Origin of the sequence: Rahnella sp. PD12R, from assembly GCF_019200965.1 — a bacterium.
GTDB classification, from domain to species: domain Bacteria; phylum Pseudomonadota; class Gammaproteobacteria; order Enterobacterales; family Enterobacteriaceae; genus Rahnella; species Rahnella laticis.
The window spans coordinates 35,406-54,444 of record NZ_JAHTMS010000004.1; the positions used below are offsets into that span (position 1 = coordinate 35,406).

Here is a 19,039-nt window from a genome sequence, read left to right on the forward strand (position 1 = left end):
GTTGTGGAAGATTACCGCATGATAGATATGTCGCGTCTCACCTGGTTGCTGGGTGAACCCACTGCTACCGGCCTGCTGAAAGCCAATCCGGAAGACTTTATCGTCGAAGAGGATTTGGGGTTTGAACCGGATGGCGAAGGTGAACATCTCTTAGTGCGGATCCGTAAAAATGGCTGCAACACGCAGTTTGTTGCCGAGCAGCTGGCGCGTTTTGCCAAAGTGCATCCGCGCGATGTCAGCTACGCCGGGCTTAAAGACCGGCACGCGGTAACAGAACAGTGGTTTTGCCTGCATCTGCCCGGCAAGGCAGATCCTGATTTGAGCCAGTTCAATCTCGAAGGGTGCGAAGTGATCCGCGCCTCGCGCCATCGCAAGAAAATGCGTATCGGCACCCTGAAAGGCAATGAATTTACGCTGGTTTTGCGACAGATAAGTGATATCGATAATGTCGAAGCACGTCTGGCGAAAATTGTTGAGCAGGGCGTACCGAACTACTTCGGCACGCAGCGTTTTGGCCGCGGCGGCAATAATCTGGTGCAGGCAAAACGCTGGGCCACCAATGAAGCACGCCCTAAAGAGCGCGCCAAACGCAGTTTCTATTTATCCGCCAGCCGCAGTGCGATGTTTAACATTGTCGCCAGCCAGCGCCTGGCAGAAGGCACCGTCCGTCAGGCAATACTGGGCGATGCGTTACAACTCAGTGGCCGCGGCAGCTGGTTTGTGGCGAAAGCGGAAGAGTTTGAATCGCTGCAACCGCGTGTCGAAAGCGGCGAACTGCTGGTGACTGCGCCCTTGCCGGGAGACGGAGCGTTAGGCACGGCAGAAGAGGCCGAAGCCTTTGAGCTGGCTTGTCTGGCCGGGCAGGAAGATTTGCTTTCACTGCTCAAACGCGAGCGTGTAGAACCTGCGCGTCGCGCCATTATGCTCCAGCCTTTGCAGATGAAATGGCAGCGCTGGGATGACGTCACTCTGGAACTTAAATTCTGGCTACCGGCGGGCAGTTACGCCACCAGCGTAGTGCGTGAACTGATGCATCTGGATGAAATGAATGCGGATATTACTGAGTAACGACGACGGCGTACTGGCTCCCGGCATTCAGGCACTGGCCTGCGCGCTACGTGAATTCGCGGATGTAAAGCTGGTCGCCCCTGACCGTAACCGCAGCGGCGCCTCAAACGCGCTGACGCTCGACGGTCCGTTACGTATTCAGTCCTATCCGAACGGCGATACCGCGGTCATCAACGGCACGCCGACGGATTGTGTGTATCTCGGCGTCAATTCGCTGATGCGCCCGAAGCCGGATATTGTCGTTTCCGGCATCAATGCAGGCCCGAATCTGGGCGACGATGTGATTTATTCCGGCACCGTCGCGGCGGCCATGGAAGGGCGTCATCTGGGATTTCCTGCGCTGGCGGTTTCACTCGACGGCCATCAGCATTATGACACCGCAGCGATTATTACCTGCCGGCTGCTCAGGGCGCTGGCGCGCGAACCTCTTCGTACTGGCAAAATTCTGAATATTAACGTTCCGGACCTGCCACTTTCCGAAATCAAAGGGATTAAGGTGACGCGTTGCGGTAGCCGCCATCCTGCTGAGCAGGTATTTTGTCAGCAGGACCCGCGCGGGCAAGACTTGTACTGGATTGGTCCGCCGGGCGATAAGTTTGACGTCGCACCTGACACCGATTTTGCGGCGGTCGCGCAAGGTTATGTTTCCGTGACGCCATTGCAGGTGGATTTGACCGCCTACGTGGCGCAGGATGTCGTGGTCTCATGGTTGGAAAAGGCCGGGGTGAGCGCGAATGGTGAATAAGCCGATGTATAACCTGCTGGAGCAACTCCGGCTGCAGGGCATTCATGATGAAAAACTGCTGCATGCCATCGAGTCCGTACCGCGTGAGCGCTTTGTGGATGAGGCGTTTCAGCATAAAGCTTATGAAAATACCGCGTTGCCGATTGGCTCAGGCCAGACCATTTCTCAGCCTTATACCGTGGCGAGAATGACGGAATTACTGCGCCTGACGCCGACATCCCGCGTGCTGGAGATCGGCACCGGATCGGGCTACCAGACGGCCATTCTGGCGCATCTGGTTGAACATGTGTACTCGGTTGAGCGTATCAAAGGGTTGCAGTGGCAGGCCAAAAGGCGTCTCAAGCAGCTCGATTTGCATAACGTCTCCACGCGTCACGGCGATGGATGGCAGGGCTGGCCTTCACGTGGCCCCTTTGATGCCATAATTGTTACCGCTGCACCGCCTGAAATACCTCAAGATTTACTGCAACAGCTCGACGAGGGCGGCGTGATGGTGTTGCCCGTCGGCGAAGAAAGCCAGACTCTCCAGCGCGTGACCCGGCGTGGTGACGATTTCGTTGCGGAGACCGTCGAAGCTGTCCGTTTTGTGCCGCTGGTGAAAGGCGAACTGGCCTGAACCCTGACGCGCGCAGGACTAACCCCTTAAAATTTAAATACAACTGTTATATGGTGCTGTACTGGCGATGTTGATAGCATCCACTACAGTTTTTTATGGCACGGTCTGTTCCGGGTGAAAACCTGAACGGGCATGTCGCCTGCGCGTACAGTGTCAGATGACACGAAAAGCGCCAGTTGGCGCGGTGTGCGCGGATAAAGAGATATTCTGAGATTGCCGTAACGGGGGAAAATATGAGCACGGGAAGCCCAATAAAAACACTAAGCCGCATTGCAGTGTGTACATTTATCAGTGCCTGGATGGCGGGATGTTCGAACAATTCCAACACATCCGCGCCGATCAGCAGCGTTAATGGCGGCGGAAACAGCGGCAGCAGCAGTCAGAATACTCTGAATTCCCCTCCGCAAATGGCACCTGCCGTCGGCCCTGGCGGACACATTGTGTACAACCGCAGCTATAACTCAATCCCTAAGGGAAGTTACAGCGGCAGCACCTATCAGGTGAAGCGCGGAGACACCTTATTCTACATCGCGTGGATCACCGGCAATGACTTCCGGGACCTTGCTGCGCGCAATAATATCCCTGCTCCGTACAGCCTCGAAGTGGGTCAGACAGTCCAGATAAATAACGTTTCGTCTGCCGCCAGCACGAGCAGTACGACGGCCGTCACAGACGCCACAAATAGCGGTGTTCCGAAAGTTCCAACTGGGGGAATGCTCACAGGTTCTGTGGTTGCATCTCAACCAACTACCACGTATTCTGAATCTTCTGGTAAACAGAATGTAGGTAAGATGTTGCCTACATCAGGTGCAGTCACCACCACAACACCTGTTGCTGTAGCCAGCACTCCCGTCGCCACCTCAACGAATAATGGCGGTCCGGTTTCCACATGGAAATGGCCGACTGACGGGAAAATTATCGATAATTTCTCTGCTGCTGAAGGGGGAAATAAGGGGATCGATATCGCTGGTTCGCGTGGACAAGCTGTCGTAGCAACTGCCTCGGGGCGTGTTGTTTATGCCGGTAATGCTCTTCGCGGTTACGGTAATCTAATCATCATCAAACACAATGATGATTACCTGAGCGCCTACGCACATAACGATACAATGCTGGTCCGGGAACAACAAGAAGTGCAGGCGGGACAAAAAATAGCGACGATGGGTAGCACCGGAACCAGTTCAGTAAGATTGCATTTTGAAATTCGTTACAAGGGGAAATCCGTAAACCCGCTGCGTTATCTTCCGCAGCGATAAATCCGGGCAGAGCATCGATTCTGCCCTCGGGACCACGGGTAGGAGCAGCTTATGAGTCAGAATACGCTGAAAGTTAACGAGTTACATGATGATGTAGATTTCGATGAGAACAGCGCTGAAGCCTTTGACGAGAAAGCAATAGTCGAAGAGACTGCCGACAACGATGCTGAAGAAGAATTGTTGTCGCAGGCTGTAAGCCAACGAGTGCTGGACGCAACTCAACTGTATCTCGGTGAAATCGGTTATTCCCCTCTGCTGACCGCAGAAGAGGAAGTTTATTTTGCACGACGCGCGTTGCGGGGAGATGTTCCTTCCCGCCGCCGTATGATTGAAAGTAACCTGCGTTTGGTGGTTAAAATTGCCCGCCGCTACAGTAATCGCGGTCTGGCACTGCTGGATTTGATCGAGGAAGGTAACCTGGGTCTGATCCGTGCGGTTGAAAAATTTGACCCTGAGCGCGGCTTCCGTTTCTCTACCTATGCAACATGGTGGATCCGTCAGACGATTGAACGGGCGATCATGAATCAAACCCGTACCATTCGTTTGCCAATTCACATCGTTAAAGAACTGAACGTTTATCTGCGTACCGCACGCGAACTTGCACATAAACTGGACCATGAGCCGAGTGCTGAAGAGATTGCTGAGCAACTCGACAAACCGGTGCATGACGTCAGCCGTATGTTGCGCCTGAATGAGCGTATTACCTCTGTAGATACCCCGTTGGGCGGTGACTCAGAGAAAGCGCTGTTAGATATTCTGGCGGATGAAAAAGACAACGGCCCGGAAGACACCACGCAAGACGACGATATGAAACAGAGTATCGTGAAGTGGTTATTCGAGTTGAATGCAAAACAGCGTGAAGTTCTGGCGCGTCGTTTCGGCCTGTTAGGTTATGAAGCTGCGACGCTGGAAGATGTAGGTCGTGAGATTGGCCTGACACGTGAACGTGTTCGTCAGATTCAGGTAGAAGGTCTGCGTCGCCTGCGTGAAATCCTGCAAGGACAAGGGCTGAGCATCGAAGCACTGTTCCGCGAATAACTTTTCGTTAAGAAAAACTGTTCACTGGAAAGACAGTTCGGTATCAAAAAAAACGGTGGGTTAATCCCCACCGTTTTTCATTTCTGCCGCCAGTGGCCGCCGTTTTATACCATGTCTTTCAGACGATAAATCCATTCCAGTGCCTGACGTGGCGAGAGAGAATCTGCGTCCAGAGATTCCAGCGCTTCTACCGCAGGCGACACTTCTTCTGCCAGCAGCGTCAGTTGTGGGCCATCCACTTTGCTGGCGGCGGCGCTGTTGGACAACGTTTCCAGCTCTTTCAGTTTCTGGCGCGCACGTTTAATGACATCACGCGGGACACCCGCAAGCGCTGCGACGGCCAGACCATAACTTTTGCTGGCTGCGCCATCCTGCACGCTGTGCATAAACGCAATGGTATCGCCGTGTTCAATGGCATCAAGGTGAACGTTGACCGTACCTTCCATTTTCTCCGGCAGCGTCGTCAGCTCGAAATAATGGGTCGCGAACAGCGTCATGGCTTTAATGCGGCTGGCCAGATTCTCGGCGCACGCCCAGGCAAGGGACAAACCGTCGTAAGTGGATGTGCCGCGGCCGATTTCATCCATCAGCACCAGGCTATTTTCCGTGGCGTTATGCAGGATGTTCGCGGTTTCGGTCATTTCCACCATGAAGGTTGAACGGCCAGAAGCCAGATCATCTGCCGCGCCGACGCGGGTGAATATACGGTCTACGGGGCCGATAACAGCGGTCTCCGCAGGAACGTAGCTGCCAATATGCGCCATCAGGACAATCAGTGCCGCCTGACGCATATAGGTACTTTTACCGCCCATATTGGGGCCGGTGATGATCAGCATCCGGCGCACCGGAGACATGTTCAGCGGGTTGGAAATAAACGGTTCTTTCAGTACCTGTTCCACCACCGGATGGCGGCCACCGGTAATGTTGATTCCGGGTTTCTCGCTCATCGTCGGGCAGATGTAACTGAGCGTGTAGGCACGTTCTGCCAGATTACTCAGAACATCCAGCTCGGCCAGCGCGCTGGCGCTTTGCTGCAAAGCTGACAGATGCGGCATCAGCAAATCAAACAACTCTTCGTACAGCGCTTTCTCCAGCGACAGGGCTTTGCCTTTGGACGTCAGAACCTTATCTTCATACTCTTTCAGTTCCGGAATGATGTAACGTTCGGCGTTTTTGAGCGTCTGGCGGCGGACATAATGAATAGGAACAAGATGGCTCTGGCGGCGGCTCACTTCGATGTAATAACCATGTACACCGTTAAACCCGACCTTCAGTGTTTCCAGCCCCAGCTTTTCGCGTTCGCGAATTTCTAAGCGGTCAAGATAGTCTGTGGCACCGTCAGCCAGTGCGCGCCATTCGTCCAGCTCCGCGTTATAGCCTGGCGAAATCACACCGCCGTCACGCACCAGAACCGGCGGGGCTTCAACAACCGCACGTTCAAGCAGTTCGACCAGCTCTGTAAATTCACCGGTTTGTTCCACCAGCGTAGCGACATGCGCGGCGTCAGCGTCCTGCAAAATCCCACGGATTTCCGGCAGTTGCTGTAATGCATGACGCATGCGGGCAAGATCGCGTGGCCGGGCGCTGCGCAGGGCAAGGCGCGCCAGAATACGTTCGAGATCGCCGACCTGACGCAGCACGGGCTGCAAGTCTGCGGTCAGATCCTGTAATGCTCCGATTGCCTGCTGACGATGGGTCAGCATTTTGATGTCGCGGCTTGGCATGTGGATCCAGCGTTTGAGCATACGGCTACCCATCGGCGTGACGGCCTGATCCAGGACTGCTGCCAGCGTATTTTCCACGCCACCGGCCAGATTTTGTGTCAGTTCCAGATTACGGCGCGTCGCCGCATCCATAATGATGCCATCTTGCTGGCGCTCCATGGTCACGCCACGAATATGCGGCAGGGCGGTGCGCTGGGTATCTTTCACATATTGCAGCAGGCAACCGGCGGCGCGCAGAGCCTGAGTGGCCTGTTCCACGCCAAACCCGCTCAGATCACGGGTACCGAACTGGAGATTCAGCTGTTGCTTTGCGGTTTCGAGCTCAAATTCCCACATCGGACGACGGCGCAGGCCGCGGCGGGAGGCGATAAGCGGCATGGCTTCAAAGCTTTCCGGATACAGAAGTTCTGCCGGATTTGTACGCTGTAATTCAGCGGCCATGGTTTCCAGATCGTCTGGCTGGGCGACACGAAAACGACCGGAGCTGATATCCAGCGTCGCATAGCCAAAGCCACGTCCGTCCTGCCAGATGGCCGCCAGCAGATTGTCATGACGCTCACTCAGCAAGGCTTCATCACTGACCGTGCCGGGCGTTACGATCCGCACAATTTTGCGCTCAACCGGCCCTTTGCTCAGCGCCGGATCGCCAATCTGTTCAGCGATAGCGACGGATTCGCCCAGTTGTACCAGCTTGGCCAGATAGCCTTCAACGGCGTGATAAGGCACACCGGCCATCGGAATCGGTTCGCCTGCCGAAGCGCCGCGTTTGGTCAGGGAAATATCCATCAGCTGAGACGCACGTTTTGCGTCGTCATAAAACAGTTCGTAGAAGTCTCCCATACGATAAAACAGCAGAACTTCCGGGTTCTCTGCTTTAAGACGCAGGTACTGCTGCATCATCGGGGTGTGAGCATCCAGCCCGCTCATATCACTACCTTTATTCTTGATTTCATTCAATTTTAAATCATCCTGTTGGCTCGTACCGCCCGGGGCAACGACTTTACAACGGATCCTAACGTGAGTAGAGGTAAAAAACCACGAAGCGTTTTGAAGTTGCGTAATGTCCCGCAATTCGCCGGGGATCAAGATCTTCGTGCATCGTTGTAAAGACGTTGATTTTCAGTTTTTTCGGCCCTGATAATGCTCTACCATATCCCCACCTCTTTTATTGCATGGTTACGGATATCCGATGCGCCTCCTGGCAGTCATTCTTCCCCTGGTTTTAACACTTTCTGCTTGTAGCAGTAATAAGCCTCCGGCTCAGCCTGAAGGCCCGCGCAATCCTTTCTCTGACGGAAGAAATGCCAGCGGCAATTCGGTTCCCAGCGGGGGCTTTCTGTTGCAGCCCGAACACACTGGCGCAGTGCAGACCGGAGACTTTGCTTACGATCCGGCCATGAATCAGTTTGTCGATAAAATGGTTCGCGAACACGGATTCGACCGACAGCAGTTGCATGATGTACTGGCGCAAACGAAACGTCTGGGCTTTGTTTTACGCCTGATGGATCAGCAGGCGCCGTCCGGCCCGCCGTCAACCGTGCCAAACGGTGCGTGGAACCGCTATCGCAGCAAATTTATTACGCCGGATAACGTCCAGAATGGCGTTGTGTTCTGGAATCAGTATCAGGATGCATTGCAGCGTGCGGAGCAGGTTTACGGTGTGCCGCCGGAAATCATTGTCGGCATTATCGGCGTCGAAACCCGCTGGGGCCGCGTAATGGGTAAAACCCGCATTATCGATGCGCTGGCGACCTTATCCTTTGCCTATCCGCGCCGGGCTGATTATTTCTCCGGCGAGCTGGAAACCTTCCTGCTGATGTCCCGCCGTGAAGGGGATGATCCGCTGAGCCTGCGCGGTTCGTTTGCGGGCGCGATGGGTTACGGTCAGTTCATGCCATCTTCTTATAAAGATTATGCCGTGGACTTTAGCGGCGATGGCCATGCCAATCTGTGGGATCCGATTGATGCTATCGGCAGTGTAGCCAACTACTTCAAGGCGCACGGATGGACGAAAGGCGCACCGATTGCGGTGCCAGCGGCCGGACAGGCACCATTGCTGGAGAATGGCTTCAAGACAAAATATCCGCTTTACACGCTGACGGCGGCGGGTCTTAGCCCGCTGGGCTCTCTGGGCGGTTATCAGGAAGCCAGCCTGTTGCGGCTGGATATGGGCACCAGTTACCAGTACTGGTACGGGCTGCCAAACTTCTACACCATCACCCGTTACAACCACAGCGTACATTATGCGATGGCGGTCTGGCAGTTGGGTGAGGCAGTAAAAGCGGCGCGCTGAGCCTGATTTTCTGCTTTATCATGGAGGGCCGCTTGTTGTGGCCCTTCTTTTTGCCTTTCATTCCAATTCTGAATACATCGCGCAAAACGCACCGACAGGCCTCACACAGCGAAAGAGAAATGCTAACATCAGGTTGAATTCAGCTGACCCGCCAGGATGGAATATGGACGAAAAACGTTTACGTGAATTGAGTGCAGAAATCGGCACTGAACTGAAATCTCAGGGATTGTGGATCACCTGCGCTGAATCTTGTACCGGCGGATTAATTGCCAAGGCTATTACGGACATCGCCGGAAGCTCGGCCTGGTTTGATCGCGGTTTTGTCACCTACAGCAACGCATCCAAGCATGAATTGCTGGGCGTTTCCGAGGCGACATTGGAACAGCACGGCGCGGTAAGCGAGCAGGTCGTCCATGAAATGGCGCAGGGCGTGTTACATGCGGCGGGAGCAGATATTGCGGTGTCCGTCAGCGGTATTGCCGGGCCTGACGGGGGTTCTGAAGAAAAACCCGTGGGAACCGTCTGGTTTGGTTTCGCCGGCAAAGACGGGCGTGTCGTGACGGTAAAACAACAATTTTCTGGCGATCGTGAAGCAGTGCGTTTGCAAGCTGCTGTTTTTTCGCTACAAACTGCGTTATCTGAGTTTCTGCAAAATTAGGCTTGATACTGTATGAGCATACAGTATAATTACTGCCAATTACCTGTACATAAATTATATTCAGTGATGCAGGTTGGATGTTCCCCTGTATCAGACGAGGAGTAAAAATGGCTATTGATGAGAACAAGCAAAAGGCGTTAGCTGCAGCACTGGGCCAGATTGAAAAGCAATTCGGTAAAGGCTCCATCATGCGTCTGGGTGAAGATCGCTCTATGGACGTGGAAACGATCTCTACCGGCTCTTTGTCTCTGGATATCGCGTTAGGCGCTGGCGGTTTGCCAATGGGCCGTATCGTGGAAATCTACGGGCCGGAATCTTCCGGTAAAACGACGCTGACCTTGCAGGTTATCGCTGCTGCACAACGTGAAGGCAAAACCTGTGCGTTCATCGATGCGGAACACGCACTGGATCCTATCTACGCTAAGAAATTGGGCGTAGATATCGATAACCTGCTGTGTTCTCAGCCGGATACCGGTGAGCAGGCGCTGGAAATTTGTGATGCACTGACCCGTTCAGGTGCGGTTGACGTTATCATCGTTGACTCCGTCGCGGCTCTGACACCGAAAGCTGAAATTGAAGGCGAAATCGGCGACTCTCACATGGGCCTCGCGGCACGTATGATGAGCCAGGCAATGCGTAAACTCGCGGGTAACCTGAAAAACGCCAACACCTTGCTGATCTTCATCAACCAGATCCGTATGAAAATCGGTGTGATGTTCGGTAACCCGGAAACCACAACCGGCGGTAACGCACTGAAATTCTATGCTTCTGTTCGTCTGGATATCCGTCGTATCGGCGCTATCAAAGAAGGCGATGTCGTTGTCGGTAGCGAAACGCGCGTGAAAGTGGTGAAGAACAAAATTGCTGCACCATTCAAACAAGCTGAATTTCAGATCATGTACGGCGAAGGCATCAACATCAACGGCGAGCTGATCGACCTTGGCGTTAAGCACAAGATGATCGAGAAAGCCGGCGCATGGTACAGCTACAACGGTGAGAAGATTGGTCAGGGTAAAGCAAACTCCTGCAACTTCCTGAAAGAAAACCCGAAAGTAGCTGCCGAGCTGGATAAAAAACTGCGTGACCTGCTGCTGAGCGGCACCGGCGAACTGAGCGTTGCCACGACAGCTGAAGACGCTGACGACAACATGGAAACCAGCGAAGAGTTTTAATTTCGCGGTTGTCTGACGTCACAGTCGATAAAATGCCAGCCTGGTTTCAGGCTGGCATTTTGCATATCTGAGGGACTCCGATGTCCACTGAAAAAGCACCGAATCAAAATGTCATCGATCTGAAACGACTTCTTGAAGAAGTTGAACAAAACAGTGAATCCACACTGTTTGCGCCTCAGGAAAAAGACGCCAATGCGGCGAAAATTAATACACTGCTTAGCCGCGCGATGCGTCTGCTGTCTCAGCGTGATCACGGTGAAGCTGAACTTCGCCGTAAACTGCTTATCCCGCCGGTCCCTTTTGTAAAACCCCAGAATAAACAAAGTCGCTGGTCTTCACGTAAACGACCAGACGAAAATGCCTTAGATGAAGATAATGCGGTAAAAGTGCGCCCGGAACCACGCCCTGTGCCGGAAGAGATCCCGGAGGAACATGTACAGGCAGTTATCGACTATTGCTACCAGCATCACTGGCTTGATGATGCCAAATTTGCAAGTCGCTATATTTCCGGTCGCAGCAACAAAGGCTACGGTGCACAACGCATTCGTTCGGAATTACTGCAAAAAGGTGTCGATAAAGAAATCATATCGACAGCGCTGGAGGAAACGGAGGTTGACTGGTGTGTTCTGGCGCGGGATATTGCCGACAGAAAGTTTGGAGAAAATTTACCGAAAGACTGGAAAGAAAAATCGAAAGTTCTGCGTTATTTGCTTTACCGAGGCTTCTTTCAGGAAGAAATACAGTCGATTTATCGCGATTTTGACGATTGACCGCATACGGTATTTTACTTCCCTGCGCAGAAATTTTATCTTATCCGCACTTTTTCGTTCGTGAGCTGTACAGATTGCTGCCATATGCAGCGTTATCCGGCTCAAGAGCCGTTCTTCCAGCATGATTCCGGGATATTTATGAGCAAGAGCACCGCTGAGATCCGTCAAGCGTTTCTCGATTTCTTCCATAGTAAGGGACACAACGTTGTTTCAAGCAGTTCGCTTGTCCCGACAAACGATCCGACACTGTTGTTTACCAATGCCGGGATGAACCAATTTAAAGACGTTTTCCTCGGTCTGGATAAACGCGACTACAGCCGTGCCACCACATCTCAACGTTGTGTGCGTGCAGGTGGTAAACACAACGACCTCGAAAACGTCGGCTATACCGCCCGTCACCACACCTTTTTCGAAATGCTGGGCAACTTCAGCTTCGGCGATTACTTCAAGCACGACGCAATCAACTACGCCTGGGAATTACTGACCGGCGAAAACTGGTTTAATCTGCCGAAAGAAAAGCTTTGGGTCACCGTCTATGAGACTGACGACGAAGCGTTTGAAATCTGGGAAAAGGAAGTCGGCGTTCCAAAAGAACGTATTATCCGCATTGGCGATAATAAAGGCGGCGCTTACGCTTCTGACAACTTCTGGCAGATGGGTGATACCGGTCCTTGCGGTCCTTGCACCGAAATTTTTTACGATCATGGCGACCATATCTGGGGCGGCCCTCCGGGTTCTGCTGAAGAAGACGGCGACCGTTACATCGAAATCTGGAACATCGTGTTCATGCAGTTCAACCGTCAGTCTGACGGCACCATGCTGCCACTGCCTAAACCTTCCGTCGATACCGGCATGGGGCTTGAGCGTATCACCGCTGTTATGCAGCATGTGAACTCAAACTATGACATCGACCTGTTCCAGAAACTGATCGCCGCGGTTGCTGACGTGACTGGCGCGACCGATCTGACCAGCAAATCTCTGCGCGTTATCGCTGACCATATCCGTTCTTGCGCATTCCTGATTGCAGACGGCGTGATCCCATCGAATGAAAACCGTGGCTACGTGCTGCGTCGTATCATTCGTCGTGCAATCCGTCACGGCAACATGCTGGGTGCGAAAGAGACTTTCTTCTACAAACTGGTTGCTCCGTTAATTGACGTGATGGGCCCGGCGGCGGCTGAGCTGAAAGAACAGCAAGCCATGGTTGAGCAGTTGCTGAAAACTGAAGAAGAGCAGTTTGCCCGTACTCTGGAGCGCGGTCTGGCGCTGCTGGACGACGAATTATCTTCTCTGAAAGGCGATACGCTGGACGGTGAGATTGCTTTCCGTCTGTACGACACCTTCGGTTTCCCGCTGGATCTGACTGCGGACGTGTGCCGCGAGCGTAATCTGAAAGTTGACGAAGTCGGTTTTGAAAAAGCGATGGAAGTTCAGCGTCGTCGTGCGCGTGAGTCCAGCGGTTTCAGCGCGGACTACAACAGCATGGTGCGTGTTGACGGTGTTACGCAGTTCTCCGGTTATGAGCATCTGCAACGTCATTCAAACGTTGTGGCGCTGTTCATCAATGGTCAGCCAGTGAATGAAATTCAGGTGGGCGATAACGCTATCGTCGTTCTGGATGACACACCATTCTACGGTGAGTCTGGCGGACAGGTTGGCGATAAAGGCATTCTGAAAACGGCTGCCGGCACTTTCGCGGTTTCTGATACTCAAAAATATGGCAAAGCCATTGGTCATCAGGGCTCACTGAACGCTGGTAAACTGAGCGTTGGTGACAGCGTTGAAGCCGAAGTTGACGTTGAGCGTCGCGAACGTATTCGTCTGAACCACTCCGCGACCCACTTGCTGCACGCCGCACTGCGTCAGGTGCTGGGCAAGCATGTGGCTCAGAAAGGCTCGCTGGTAAACGATAACTATCTGCGTTTCGACTTCTCGCATTTCGAAGCGATGAAACCGGAAGAGATTCGTCAGGTCGAAGATCTGGTGAATATGCAAATCCGTCGTAACCTGCCAATTCAGACCACCATCATGGATCTGGATGAAGCGAAAGAAAAAGGTGCGATGGCGCTCTTTGGTGAAAAATACGAAGACAGCGTGCGCGTGCTGACTATGGGTGATTTTTCCACCGAGCTGTGTGGGGGTACTCACGCCAGCCGTACGGGTGATATCGGCCTGTTCCGTATTCAGAGCGAGTCAGGCACGGCGGCAGGTGTTCGCCGTATCGAAGCGATTACCGGTGAAAACGCCATTAATGCACTGCATCAGCAAAGTGATTTGCTGCAAGATGTTGCGCACATGGTGAAAGGTGATGTGAACAGCATTACTGATAAAATCCGTACTCTGATTGAACGTTCCCGCGTGCTGGAAAAAGAACTTCAGCAGGTGAAAGGGCAACAAGCTGCGCAGGAGAGTGCTTCACTTTCCAGCCAGGCGAAAGAAGTGAAAGGCGTTAAGCTGTTGGTTCGTCAGCTGGATAATGTAGAGCCTAAAATTCTGCGTACGATGGTTGATGACCTGAAAAATCAGTTGGGTTCAGTGATTATTGTTCTGGCAACCATCGCTGACGATAAAGTCAGCCTGATTGCGGGCGTCACGAAAGATCTGACCGATCGCGTCAAAGCAGGGGATCTGATTGCTTCTGTCGCCCAGCAGGTGGGCGGTAAAGGCGGTGGTCGTCCTGATATGGCGCAGGCAGGGGGAAGTGACGTTCAGGCATTACCGGCTGCACTGGCAACAGTAGAAGCCTGGGTTGAATCCCGGCTGTAATAAGAAATAAATAGCTAACCAGGAAGCGCCATAATGTGTTGTGCAATATGGCGTTTTCGGTCTTAATGGCAGGGTGGGCCTCGCGATAAAAGTCGCGACAATGATGATATCGGCTAAACTTAAAGTACTATGGCTTGAGTTGCGGGCCGCTTACAGTTTACGTAGGGGTCATGGCTTACGTTTTACCTGCTTATGATAGATAATGGCCGGGAAACTGAGAGACCCGACTCTTTTAATTATTCAAGGAGCAAAGAATGCTTATTCTAACTCGCCGAGTTGGTGAAACCCTCATGATTGGCGATGAGGTTACTGTTACCGTTTTAGGTGTTAAAGGTAATCAGGTGCGTATTGGTGTGAATGCGCCGAAAGAGGTTTCTGTTCACCGTGAAGAGATTTATCAGCGTATCCAGGCTGAAAAGTCTCAACAGACGAGTTACTGATTTACGAGGCGTCTCGTCGATGACGAGGCGCTGAACTTCCTTTCTGCCCGTTTTTGATTTTTCTCCCCTTAATTTACTGCCTCCCCGGTTTTTATTTTTCTTCTGCGACTTCTTCCAAACCTGTCATTCTTTAAAAACTAAGTCTTTTTTCTGACCATTGAACCCCTATATTGCCTTCAAACTGCTCAGGTTGCGCGTGAAATGTCCAAACGGGTGATTGTTAGGAAAAAAGGGTTTGACTTATAAGGGCCAGAAAGTAATATGTGCGCCACGCAGTGCCGATGAGCTTAAACAAAGTTAGTCAGCACACTCGCAAGAGGCGTATGGTGAGGTGGCCGAGAGGCTGAAGGCGCTCCCCTGCTAAGGGAGTATGCGGTCAAAAGCTGCATCCGGGGTTCGAATCCCCGCCTCACCGCCATTTAAAATGCACCCATAGCTCAGCTGGATAGAGTACTCGGCTACGAACCGAGCGGTCGGAAGTTCGAATCTTCCTGGGTGCACCATACTTTCCAGAGCGTATGTTGATTTGCAATCAAATGAGCGTGACGGGCAAAGGCGAAAGCTGATGTAGTGCGGAAAAATGGTCAGGTAAATCTGCAGTAAGAATCAAAATGCACCCATAGCTCAGCTGGATAGAGTACTCGGCTACGAACCGAGCGGTCGGAAGTTCGAATCTTCCTGGGTGCACCATATTTTGTGTATGTTGAAGCGACGAGAATCAAATTAAATCGCACTTAACATGCAGTAGCACGAAGGATGATAACGTTGCTTCAGCAACGGCCCGTAGGGCGAGGCGATAGCCGAGTAATCTTCCTGGGTGCACCATTCTTCCTCTTAGTATTTTCCGAAAAAACTCAGCACGACCCCAATGCACCCATAGCTCAGCTGGATAGAGTACTCGGCTACGAACCGAGCGGTCGGAAGTTCGAATCTTCCTGGGTGCACCATATTTAGAAAAACCCGCTCCGGCGGGTTTTTTGCTTTCTGCTTTTCCTCTCTGATTTCCCTCTCTTCTTTTTCATTTCCCTGATTTTTCTGACGTGTTCGGATGTGCTGTAGGTGTGGACAAAATGCGACTTTCGCCAGACTTTGCGATAAAGTAGTTTTCCTGTTTTTTCGTGATCATGGAGCATTCGATGTACGATCGATACGAAGGGCTAATATTTGATATGGATGGCACCATATTGGATACCGAACCTACGCACCGTAAGGCATGGCATCAGGTATTGACCAAATACAGTATGCATTATGATGTCGAATCCATGGTCGCTCTGAATGGTTCTCCAACCTGGCATATTGCCCGGTTTGTTATCGACAGCAATAACGTCGAAATGGATCCCCATCTTCTTGCCGCAGAAAAGACTGCTGCCGTGCAGGAAATGTTGCTTGATACCGTGCGTCCTTTGCCATTAATTGATGTTGTGAAGGCTTATTATGGCCGCCGGCCAATGGCGGTAGGGACAGGCAGTGAACACTGGATGGCGGATGAGTTGTTACGTCATTTAGGGCTGCGCGATTGTTTTGATGCGATCGTGGGTGCAAATGATGTGCAAAACCACAAACCGGCACCCGACACCTTTTTGCGCTGCGCTGAGTTAATCGGCGTGCCTCCTGAAAAATGCGTTGTGTTTGAAGACGCAGATTTCGGTATTGAGGCGGCCCGGCGCGCCAATATGGATTTTGTGGACGTGCGTACGCTGTGAGCAGTGTTGTGGCGCTGGCTTCATTATTTGGCAGCAGTTTTCTCAGCGCGACATTATTGCCCGGAAATTCAGAAGTCTTATTAGTCGCTTTATTGTCAGCTGGCAGCGCAATGCCAGCGGCACTGGTTTTGTCTGCAACTGTTGGCAATACCTTAGGTGGCATAACCAACGTCATCATCGGACGCTTTGTGCCGCAGCTCAAACCGCAACGTGGACTTGATGTTGCACAAAACTGGCTGAAGCGTTTTGGACCGGCGGCGTTATTGCTGAGCTGGCTGCCGGTGATTGGCGATGTGTTGTGCGTGTTAGCAGGTTGGCTGCGAATGCCATGGGGCCCGGTGGTCTTTTTCATGTTGATTGGAAAAGCAGTGCGTTACATCGTTTTGGCTGTTGTGACGTTACAGGGGCTTTCATGGTTCGGTTAGATTGGCATCAGTTATCAATTATGGTCACATCTATGCAGATTCAGTATGCTTGCAAATTAATGGTTTCACCGAGCGGGAGGTCAATTTGATCCCGGATGTATCTCAGGCGCTTTCCTGGTTGGAAGCCCATCCTCAGGCATTAAAAGGTATTCGTCGCGGTATCGAGCGTGAAACGCTTCGTGTTAACGCTGATGGTTCACTGGCGACAACGGGACACCCTGAGTCCCTGGGTGCGGCTTTGACGCATCGCTGGATCACGACCGATTTTGCAGAAGCCTTATTAGAATTTATTACTCCCGTCGATGACAATATTGAGCATCTGATGGCGTTTCTGCGTGACATTCACCGTCACGTTGCCCGTGAATTGGGTGATGAACGCATGTGGCCGTTCAGCATGCCGTGCTTTATTGAATCCGGGCAGGATATCGAGCTGGCGCAGTACGGTTCGTCTAATGTCGGGCGTTTCAAAACCTTGTATCGCGAAGGCCTGAAGAATCGTTACGGCGCGCTGATGCAGGTGATTTCCGGCATCCACTATAATTTCTCGCTGCCGCTGTCTTTCTGGCAGGAACGTCTGGGTGTTACAGATGTTGAAAGCGGGAAAGAAGCGATTTCAGCGGGCTACTTTAAGCTGATCCGCAATTATTACCGCTTTGGCTGGGTGATCCCGTATCTGTTTGGTGCGTCACCTGCGATCTGTAAATCTTTCCTGAAAGGGCGTGAAACAGATCTGCCATTTGAATATACCGATTCCGGATTGTGCTATCTGCCGTACGCCACCTCGTTGCGTCTGAGTGATTTGGGCTATACCAACAAATCACAGAGCAATCTGGGGATCACGTTTAACGATCTGGAAACGTACGTTCAGGGCGTGAAGAAAGCGATTCGTACCCCTTCTGCGGAATACGCGGAAATGGGTGTGAAGAAAGACGGTAAATACCTGCAACTGAACACCAATGTGTTACAGATTGAGAACGAACTTTATGCGCCAATCCGTCCTAAGCGGGTCACCAAATCAGGTGAAACCCCTTCTGACGCGCTGATGCGCAGCGGGATCGAATACATTGAAGTCCGTTCGCTGGACGTCAATCCGTTCTCTCCAGTGGGCATCGATGCGACCCAGGCGCGTTTCCTCGATCTGTTTTTGGTATGGTGTGCCTTAGCGGACGCACCGGAAATGAACAGTGATGAGCTGCTTTGTACGCGCAAAAACTGGAACCGCGTCATCCTCGAAGGACGTAAACCGGGTCAGACAATTGGTATTGGTTGCAACGATGAGCGCAAGCCGCTGGTCAGCGTCGGGAATGCGTTGTTTGCTGATTTGAGCCGGGTGGCACAGGTTATGGACGAGCAGAACGGCGATCACCTTTATCAGGACGTCTGCAAAGAACTGGTTGCTGCGTTTGATGATCCTGAACTGACGTATTCTGCGCGGATCCTTAAAGATCTGAAACAGCAGGGCGGCGTGGGCAGTCTTGGGCTGGAACTGGCAGAAAAGTATCGTCAGATGCTGGTGAGTGAACCGCTGGAAGTTTTAGATGCCAGTGCATTAATGGCAGAGCAGGACGGTTCATGGCAGCGTCAGCGCAAACTCGAAGCGAGTGATACGCTAAGCTTTGAAGAATATCTGGCTGCGAACGCAGGCAGTGCTGAAGAGTAGAAAAGAAAAAGGCCACAATCAATGTGGCCAAATAAACATCTCTGTTTACAGGGATGATGATAACAAATGCGCGTCTTTCACTAATTAAGACCCGCATGCTGGGAAAAGGTTTCCTGAGTTCGTAAAAAAAATTAATTTATTTAGGAGAGGTGACGATATGCCACTGTTGGATAGCTTTACCGTAGACCATACCCGTATGGCAGCACCTGCTGTTCGCGTCGCAAAAACCATGAAAACCCCGCACGGGGATACCATCACTGTGTTCGATCTGCGCTTTTGCCGCCCGAATATTGAAGTGATGCCTGAACGTGGTATTCATACGCTGGAGCACCTGTTCGCGGGGTTCATGCGTAACCACCTGAATGGCAACGGCGTGGAGATCATTGATATTTCTCCAATGGGCTGCCGTACGGGTTTCTATATGAGCCTGATCGGTGTGCCGGAAGAGCAATTTGTTGCTGATGCCTGGAAAGCGGCGATGGCAGATGTTCTGAAAGTGAAAGAACAGCGTCAAATCCCTGAGCTGAATGAATATCAGTGCGGTACTTACGAGATGCATTCCCTGAAAGAAGCTCAGGAAATTGCGCAACACATTCTCGATCACGACGTAGTTGTGAACCGTAACGACGATCTGGCTCTGCCAAAAGAAAAACTGTCCGAACTGCACATCTAGCTTTAGCGTGTTGCAGGTAAAAAAAAGACGCGATG

At 52.1% G+C, this 19,039-nt stretch carries 16 protein-coding genes and 4 tRNA genes; 19 read left to right on the forward strand and 1 reads right to left on the reverse strand.

What is annotated here, in order from left to right; all coding sequences use genetic code 11:
• Window positions 1-21 precede the first annotated feature (21 nt).
• The 5 genes from truD to rpoS all read left to right on the forward strand — a co-directional run bounded on the left by truD (window position 22) and on the right by rpoS (window position 4,720).
• Complete coding sequence (truD, locus tag KWG64_RS09435; protein WP_218521912.1) at window positions 22-1,068, forward strand: tRNA pseudouridine(13) synthase TruD; 1,047 nt, start codon at window positions 22-24, stop codon at window positions 1,066-1,068.
• Window positions 1,049-1,813 (forward strand): 5'/3'-nucleotidase SurE, encoded by a 765-nt coding sequence (gene surE, locus KWG64_RS09440; RefSeq protein WP_218521768.1) that lies wholly within the window; start codon window positions 1,049-1,051, stop codon window positions 1,811-1,813. The genes truD and surE overlap by 20 nt, the downstream gene beginning before the upstream one ends.
• On the forward strand, window positions 1,803-2,429 hold the full coding sequence (locus KWG64_RS09445; RefSeq protein WP_195825652.1) for a protein-L-isoaspartate(D-aspartate) O-methyltransferase: 627 nt from the start codon (window positions 1,803-1,805) through the stop codon (window positions 2,427-2,429). The genes surE and KWG64_RS09445 overlap by 11 nt, the downstream gene beginning before the upstream one ends.
• A 233-nt stretch (window positions 2,430-2,662) precedes the next feature.
• Entirely contained in the window at window positions 2,663-3,682 is a 1,020-nt protein-coding gene (gene nlpD, locus KWG64_RS09450; RefSeq protein ID WP_195816447.1) for a murein hydrolase activator NlpD, read from the forward strand.
• Window positions 3,683-3,733: 51 nt separating this feature from the next.
• Window positions 3,734-4,720, forward strand: coding sequence for an RNA polymerase sigma factor RpoS (gene rpoS / locus KWG64_RS09455; protein ID WP_095923512.1), 987 nt, complete (start codon window positions 3,734-3,736; stop codon window positions 4,718-4,720).
• 104 nt (window positions 4,721-4,824) lie between these two features.
• Here rpoS and mutS read toward each other — a convergent pair whose 3' ends face one another.
• The gene (gene mutS / locus KWG64_RS09460; RefSeq protein ID WP_218521769.1) at window positions 4,825-7,371 is read right to left on the reverse strand and encodes a DNA mismatch repair protein MutS; all 2,547 of its coding nucleotides are present in this window, start codon (window positions 7,369-7,371) and stop codon (window positions 4,825-4,827) included.
• A gap of 262 nt (window positions 7,372-7,633) precedes the next feature.
• On the opposite strand from mutS, the gene mltB reads away from it, so the two are divergent.
• The 14 genes from mltB to luxS all read left to right on the forward strand — a co-directional run bounded on the left by mltB (window position 7,634) and on the right by luxS (window position 19,004).
• Entirely contained in the window at window positions 7,634-8,737 is a 1,104-nt protein-coding gene (gene mltB / locus KWG64_RS09465) for a lytic murein transglycosylase B (RefSeq protein ID WP_218521770.1), read from the forward strand.
• Between the two features lie 163 nt (window positions 8,738-8,900).
• Window positions 8,901-9,395 (forward strand): nicotinamide-nucleotide amidase, encoded by a 495-nt coding sequence (gene pncC / locus KWG64_RS09470; protein ID WP_218521771.1) that lies wholly within the window; start codon window positions 8,901-8,903, stop codon window positions 9,393-9,395.
• Between the two features lie 107 nt (window positions 9,396-9,502).
• A complete protein-coding gene (gene recA, locus KWG64_RS09475) occupies window positions 9,503-10,567 on the forward strand; it encodes a recombinase RecA (RefSeq protein ID WP_152324006.1) in 1,065 nt (354 codons plus the stop codon).
• 203 nt (window positions 10,568-10,770) lie between these two features.
• Window positions 10,771-11,337, forward strand: a complete 567-nt coding sequence (recX, locus tag KWG64_RS09480) for a recombination regulator RecX (RefSeq protein WP_218521913.1) — start codon at window positions 10,771-10,773, stop codon at window positions 11,335-11,337.
• A 138-nt stretch (window positions 11,338-11,475) separates the two neighbouring features.
• On the forward strand, window positions 11,476-14,103 hold the full coding sequence (gene alaS / locus KWG64_RS09485) for an alanine--tRNA ligase (protein ID WP_218521772.1): 2,628 nt from the start codon (window positions 11,476-11,478) through the stop codon (window positions 14,101-14,103).
• Window positions 14,104-14,357: 254 nt separating this feature from the next.
• The gene (csrA, locus tag KWG64_RS09490) at window positions 14,358-14,543 is read left to right on the forward strand and encodes a carbon storage regulator CsrA (RefSeq protein ID WP_013574027.1); all 186 of its coding nucleotides are present in this window, start codon (window positions 14,358-14,360) and stop codon (window positions 14,541-14,543) included.
• A 325-nt stretch (window positions 14,544-14,868) separates the two neighbouring features.
• Window positions 14,869-14,961 (forward strand) — tRNA-Ser (locus tag KWG64_RS09495).
• 8 nt (window positions 14,962-14,969) lie between these two features.
• Window positions 14,970-15,046: transfer RNA gene (locus KWG64_RS09500), tRNA-Arg, on the forward strand.
• Between the two features lie 110 nt (window positions 15,047-15,156).
• Window positions 15,157-15,233, forward strand: a tRNA-Arg gene (locus tag KWG64_RS09505).
• Window positions 15,234-15,413: 180 nt separating this feature from the next.
• Window positions 15,414-15,490, forward strand: a tRNA-Arg gene (locus KWG64_RS09510).
• Between the two features lie 189 nt (window positions 15,491-15,679).
• On the forward strand, window positions 15,680-16,246 hold the full coding sequence (yqaB, locus tag KWG64_RS09515) for a fructose-1-phosphate/6-phosphogluconate phosphatase (protein WP_218521773.1): 567 nt from the start codon (window positions 15,680-15,682) through the stop codon (window positions 16,244-16,246).
• Window positions 16,243-16,671 carry a YqaA family protein gene (locus KWG64_RS09520; protein ID WP_195825648.1) on the forward strand — a complete coding sequence of 143 codons (429 nt, stop codon included), beginning with the start codon at window positions 16,243-16,245 and terminating at the stop codon, window positions 16,669-16,671. Before yqaB ends, KWG64_RS09520 begins: the two co-directional genes overlap by 4 nt.
• 85 nt (window positions 16,672-16,756) lie before the next feature.
• Window positions 16,757-18,331 (forward strand): glutamate--cysteine ligase, encoded by a 1,575-nt coding sequence (gene gshA / locus KWG64_RS09525; protein ID WP_218521774.1) that lies wholly within the window; start codon window positions 16,757-16,759, stop codon window positions 18,329-18,331.
• Window positions 18,332-18,488: 157 nt separating this feature from the next.
• Window positions 18,489-19,004, forward strand: coding sequence for an S-ribosylhomocysteine lyase (gene luxS / locus KWG64_RS09530; RefSeq protein ID WP_152323999.1), 516 nt, complete (start codon window positions 18,489-18,491; stop codon window positions 19,002-19,004).
• Window positions 19,005-19,039: the final 35 nt, after the last annotated feature.

What these genes read in the sequence shown, in the direction of transcription:
- surE (WP_218521768.1), top strand. Translation starts at nt 1,049, where the DNA reads ATGCGGATATTACTGAGTAACGACGACGGCGTACTGGCTCCCGGCATT.
- KWG64_RS09445 (WP_195825652.1), top strand. Translation starts at nt 1,803, where the DNA reads ATGGTGAATAAGCCGATGTATAACCTGCTGGAGCAACTCCGGCTGCAG.
- nlpD (WP_195816447.1), top strand. Translation starts at nt 2,663, where the DNA reads ATGAGCACGGGAAGCCCAATAAAAACACTAAGCCGCATTGCAGTGTGT.
- rpoS (WP_095923512.1), top strand. Translation starts at nt 3,734, where the DNA reads ATGAGTCAGAATACGCTGAAAGTTAACGAGTTACATGATGATGTAGAT.
- mutS (WP_218521769.1), bottom strand. Translation starts at nt 7,371, where the DNA reads ATGAGCGGGCTGGATGCTCACACCCCGATGATGCAGCAGTACCTGCGT.
- mltB (WP_218521770.1), top strand. Translation starts at nt 7,634, where the DNA reads ATGCGCCTCCTGGCAGTCATTCTTCCCCTGGTTTTAACACTTTCTGCT.
- pncC (WP_218521771.1), top strand. Translation starts at nt 8,901, where the DNA reads ATGGACGAAAAACGTTTACGTGAATTGAGTGCAGAAATCGGCACTGAA.
- recA (WP_152324006.1), top strand. Translation starts at nt 9,503, where the DNA reads ATGGCTATTGATGAGAACAAGCAAAAGGCGTTAGCTGCAGCACTGGGC.
- alaS (WP_218521772.1), top strand. Translation starts at nt 11,476, where the DNA reads ATGAGCAAGAGCACCGCTGAGATCCGTCAAGCGTTTCTCGATTTCTTC.
- csrA (WP_013574027.1), top strand. Translation starts at nt 14,358, where the DNA reads ATGCTTATTCTAACTCGCCGAGTTGGTGAAACCCTCATGATTGGCGAT.
- yqaB (WP_218521773.1), top strand. Translation starts at nt 15,680, where the DNA reads ATGTACGATCGATACGAAGGGCTAATATTTGATATGGATGGCACCATA.
- luxS (WP_152323999.1), top strand. Translation starts at nt 18,489, where the DNA reads ATGCCACTGTTGGATAGCTTTACCGTAGACCATACCCGTATGGCAGCA.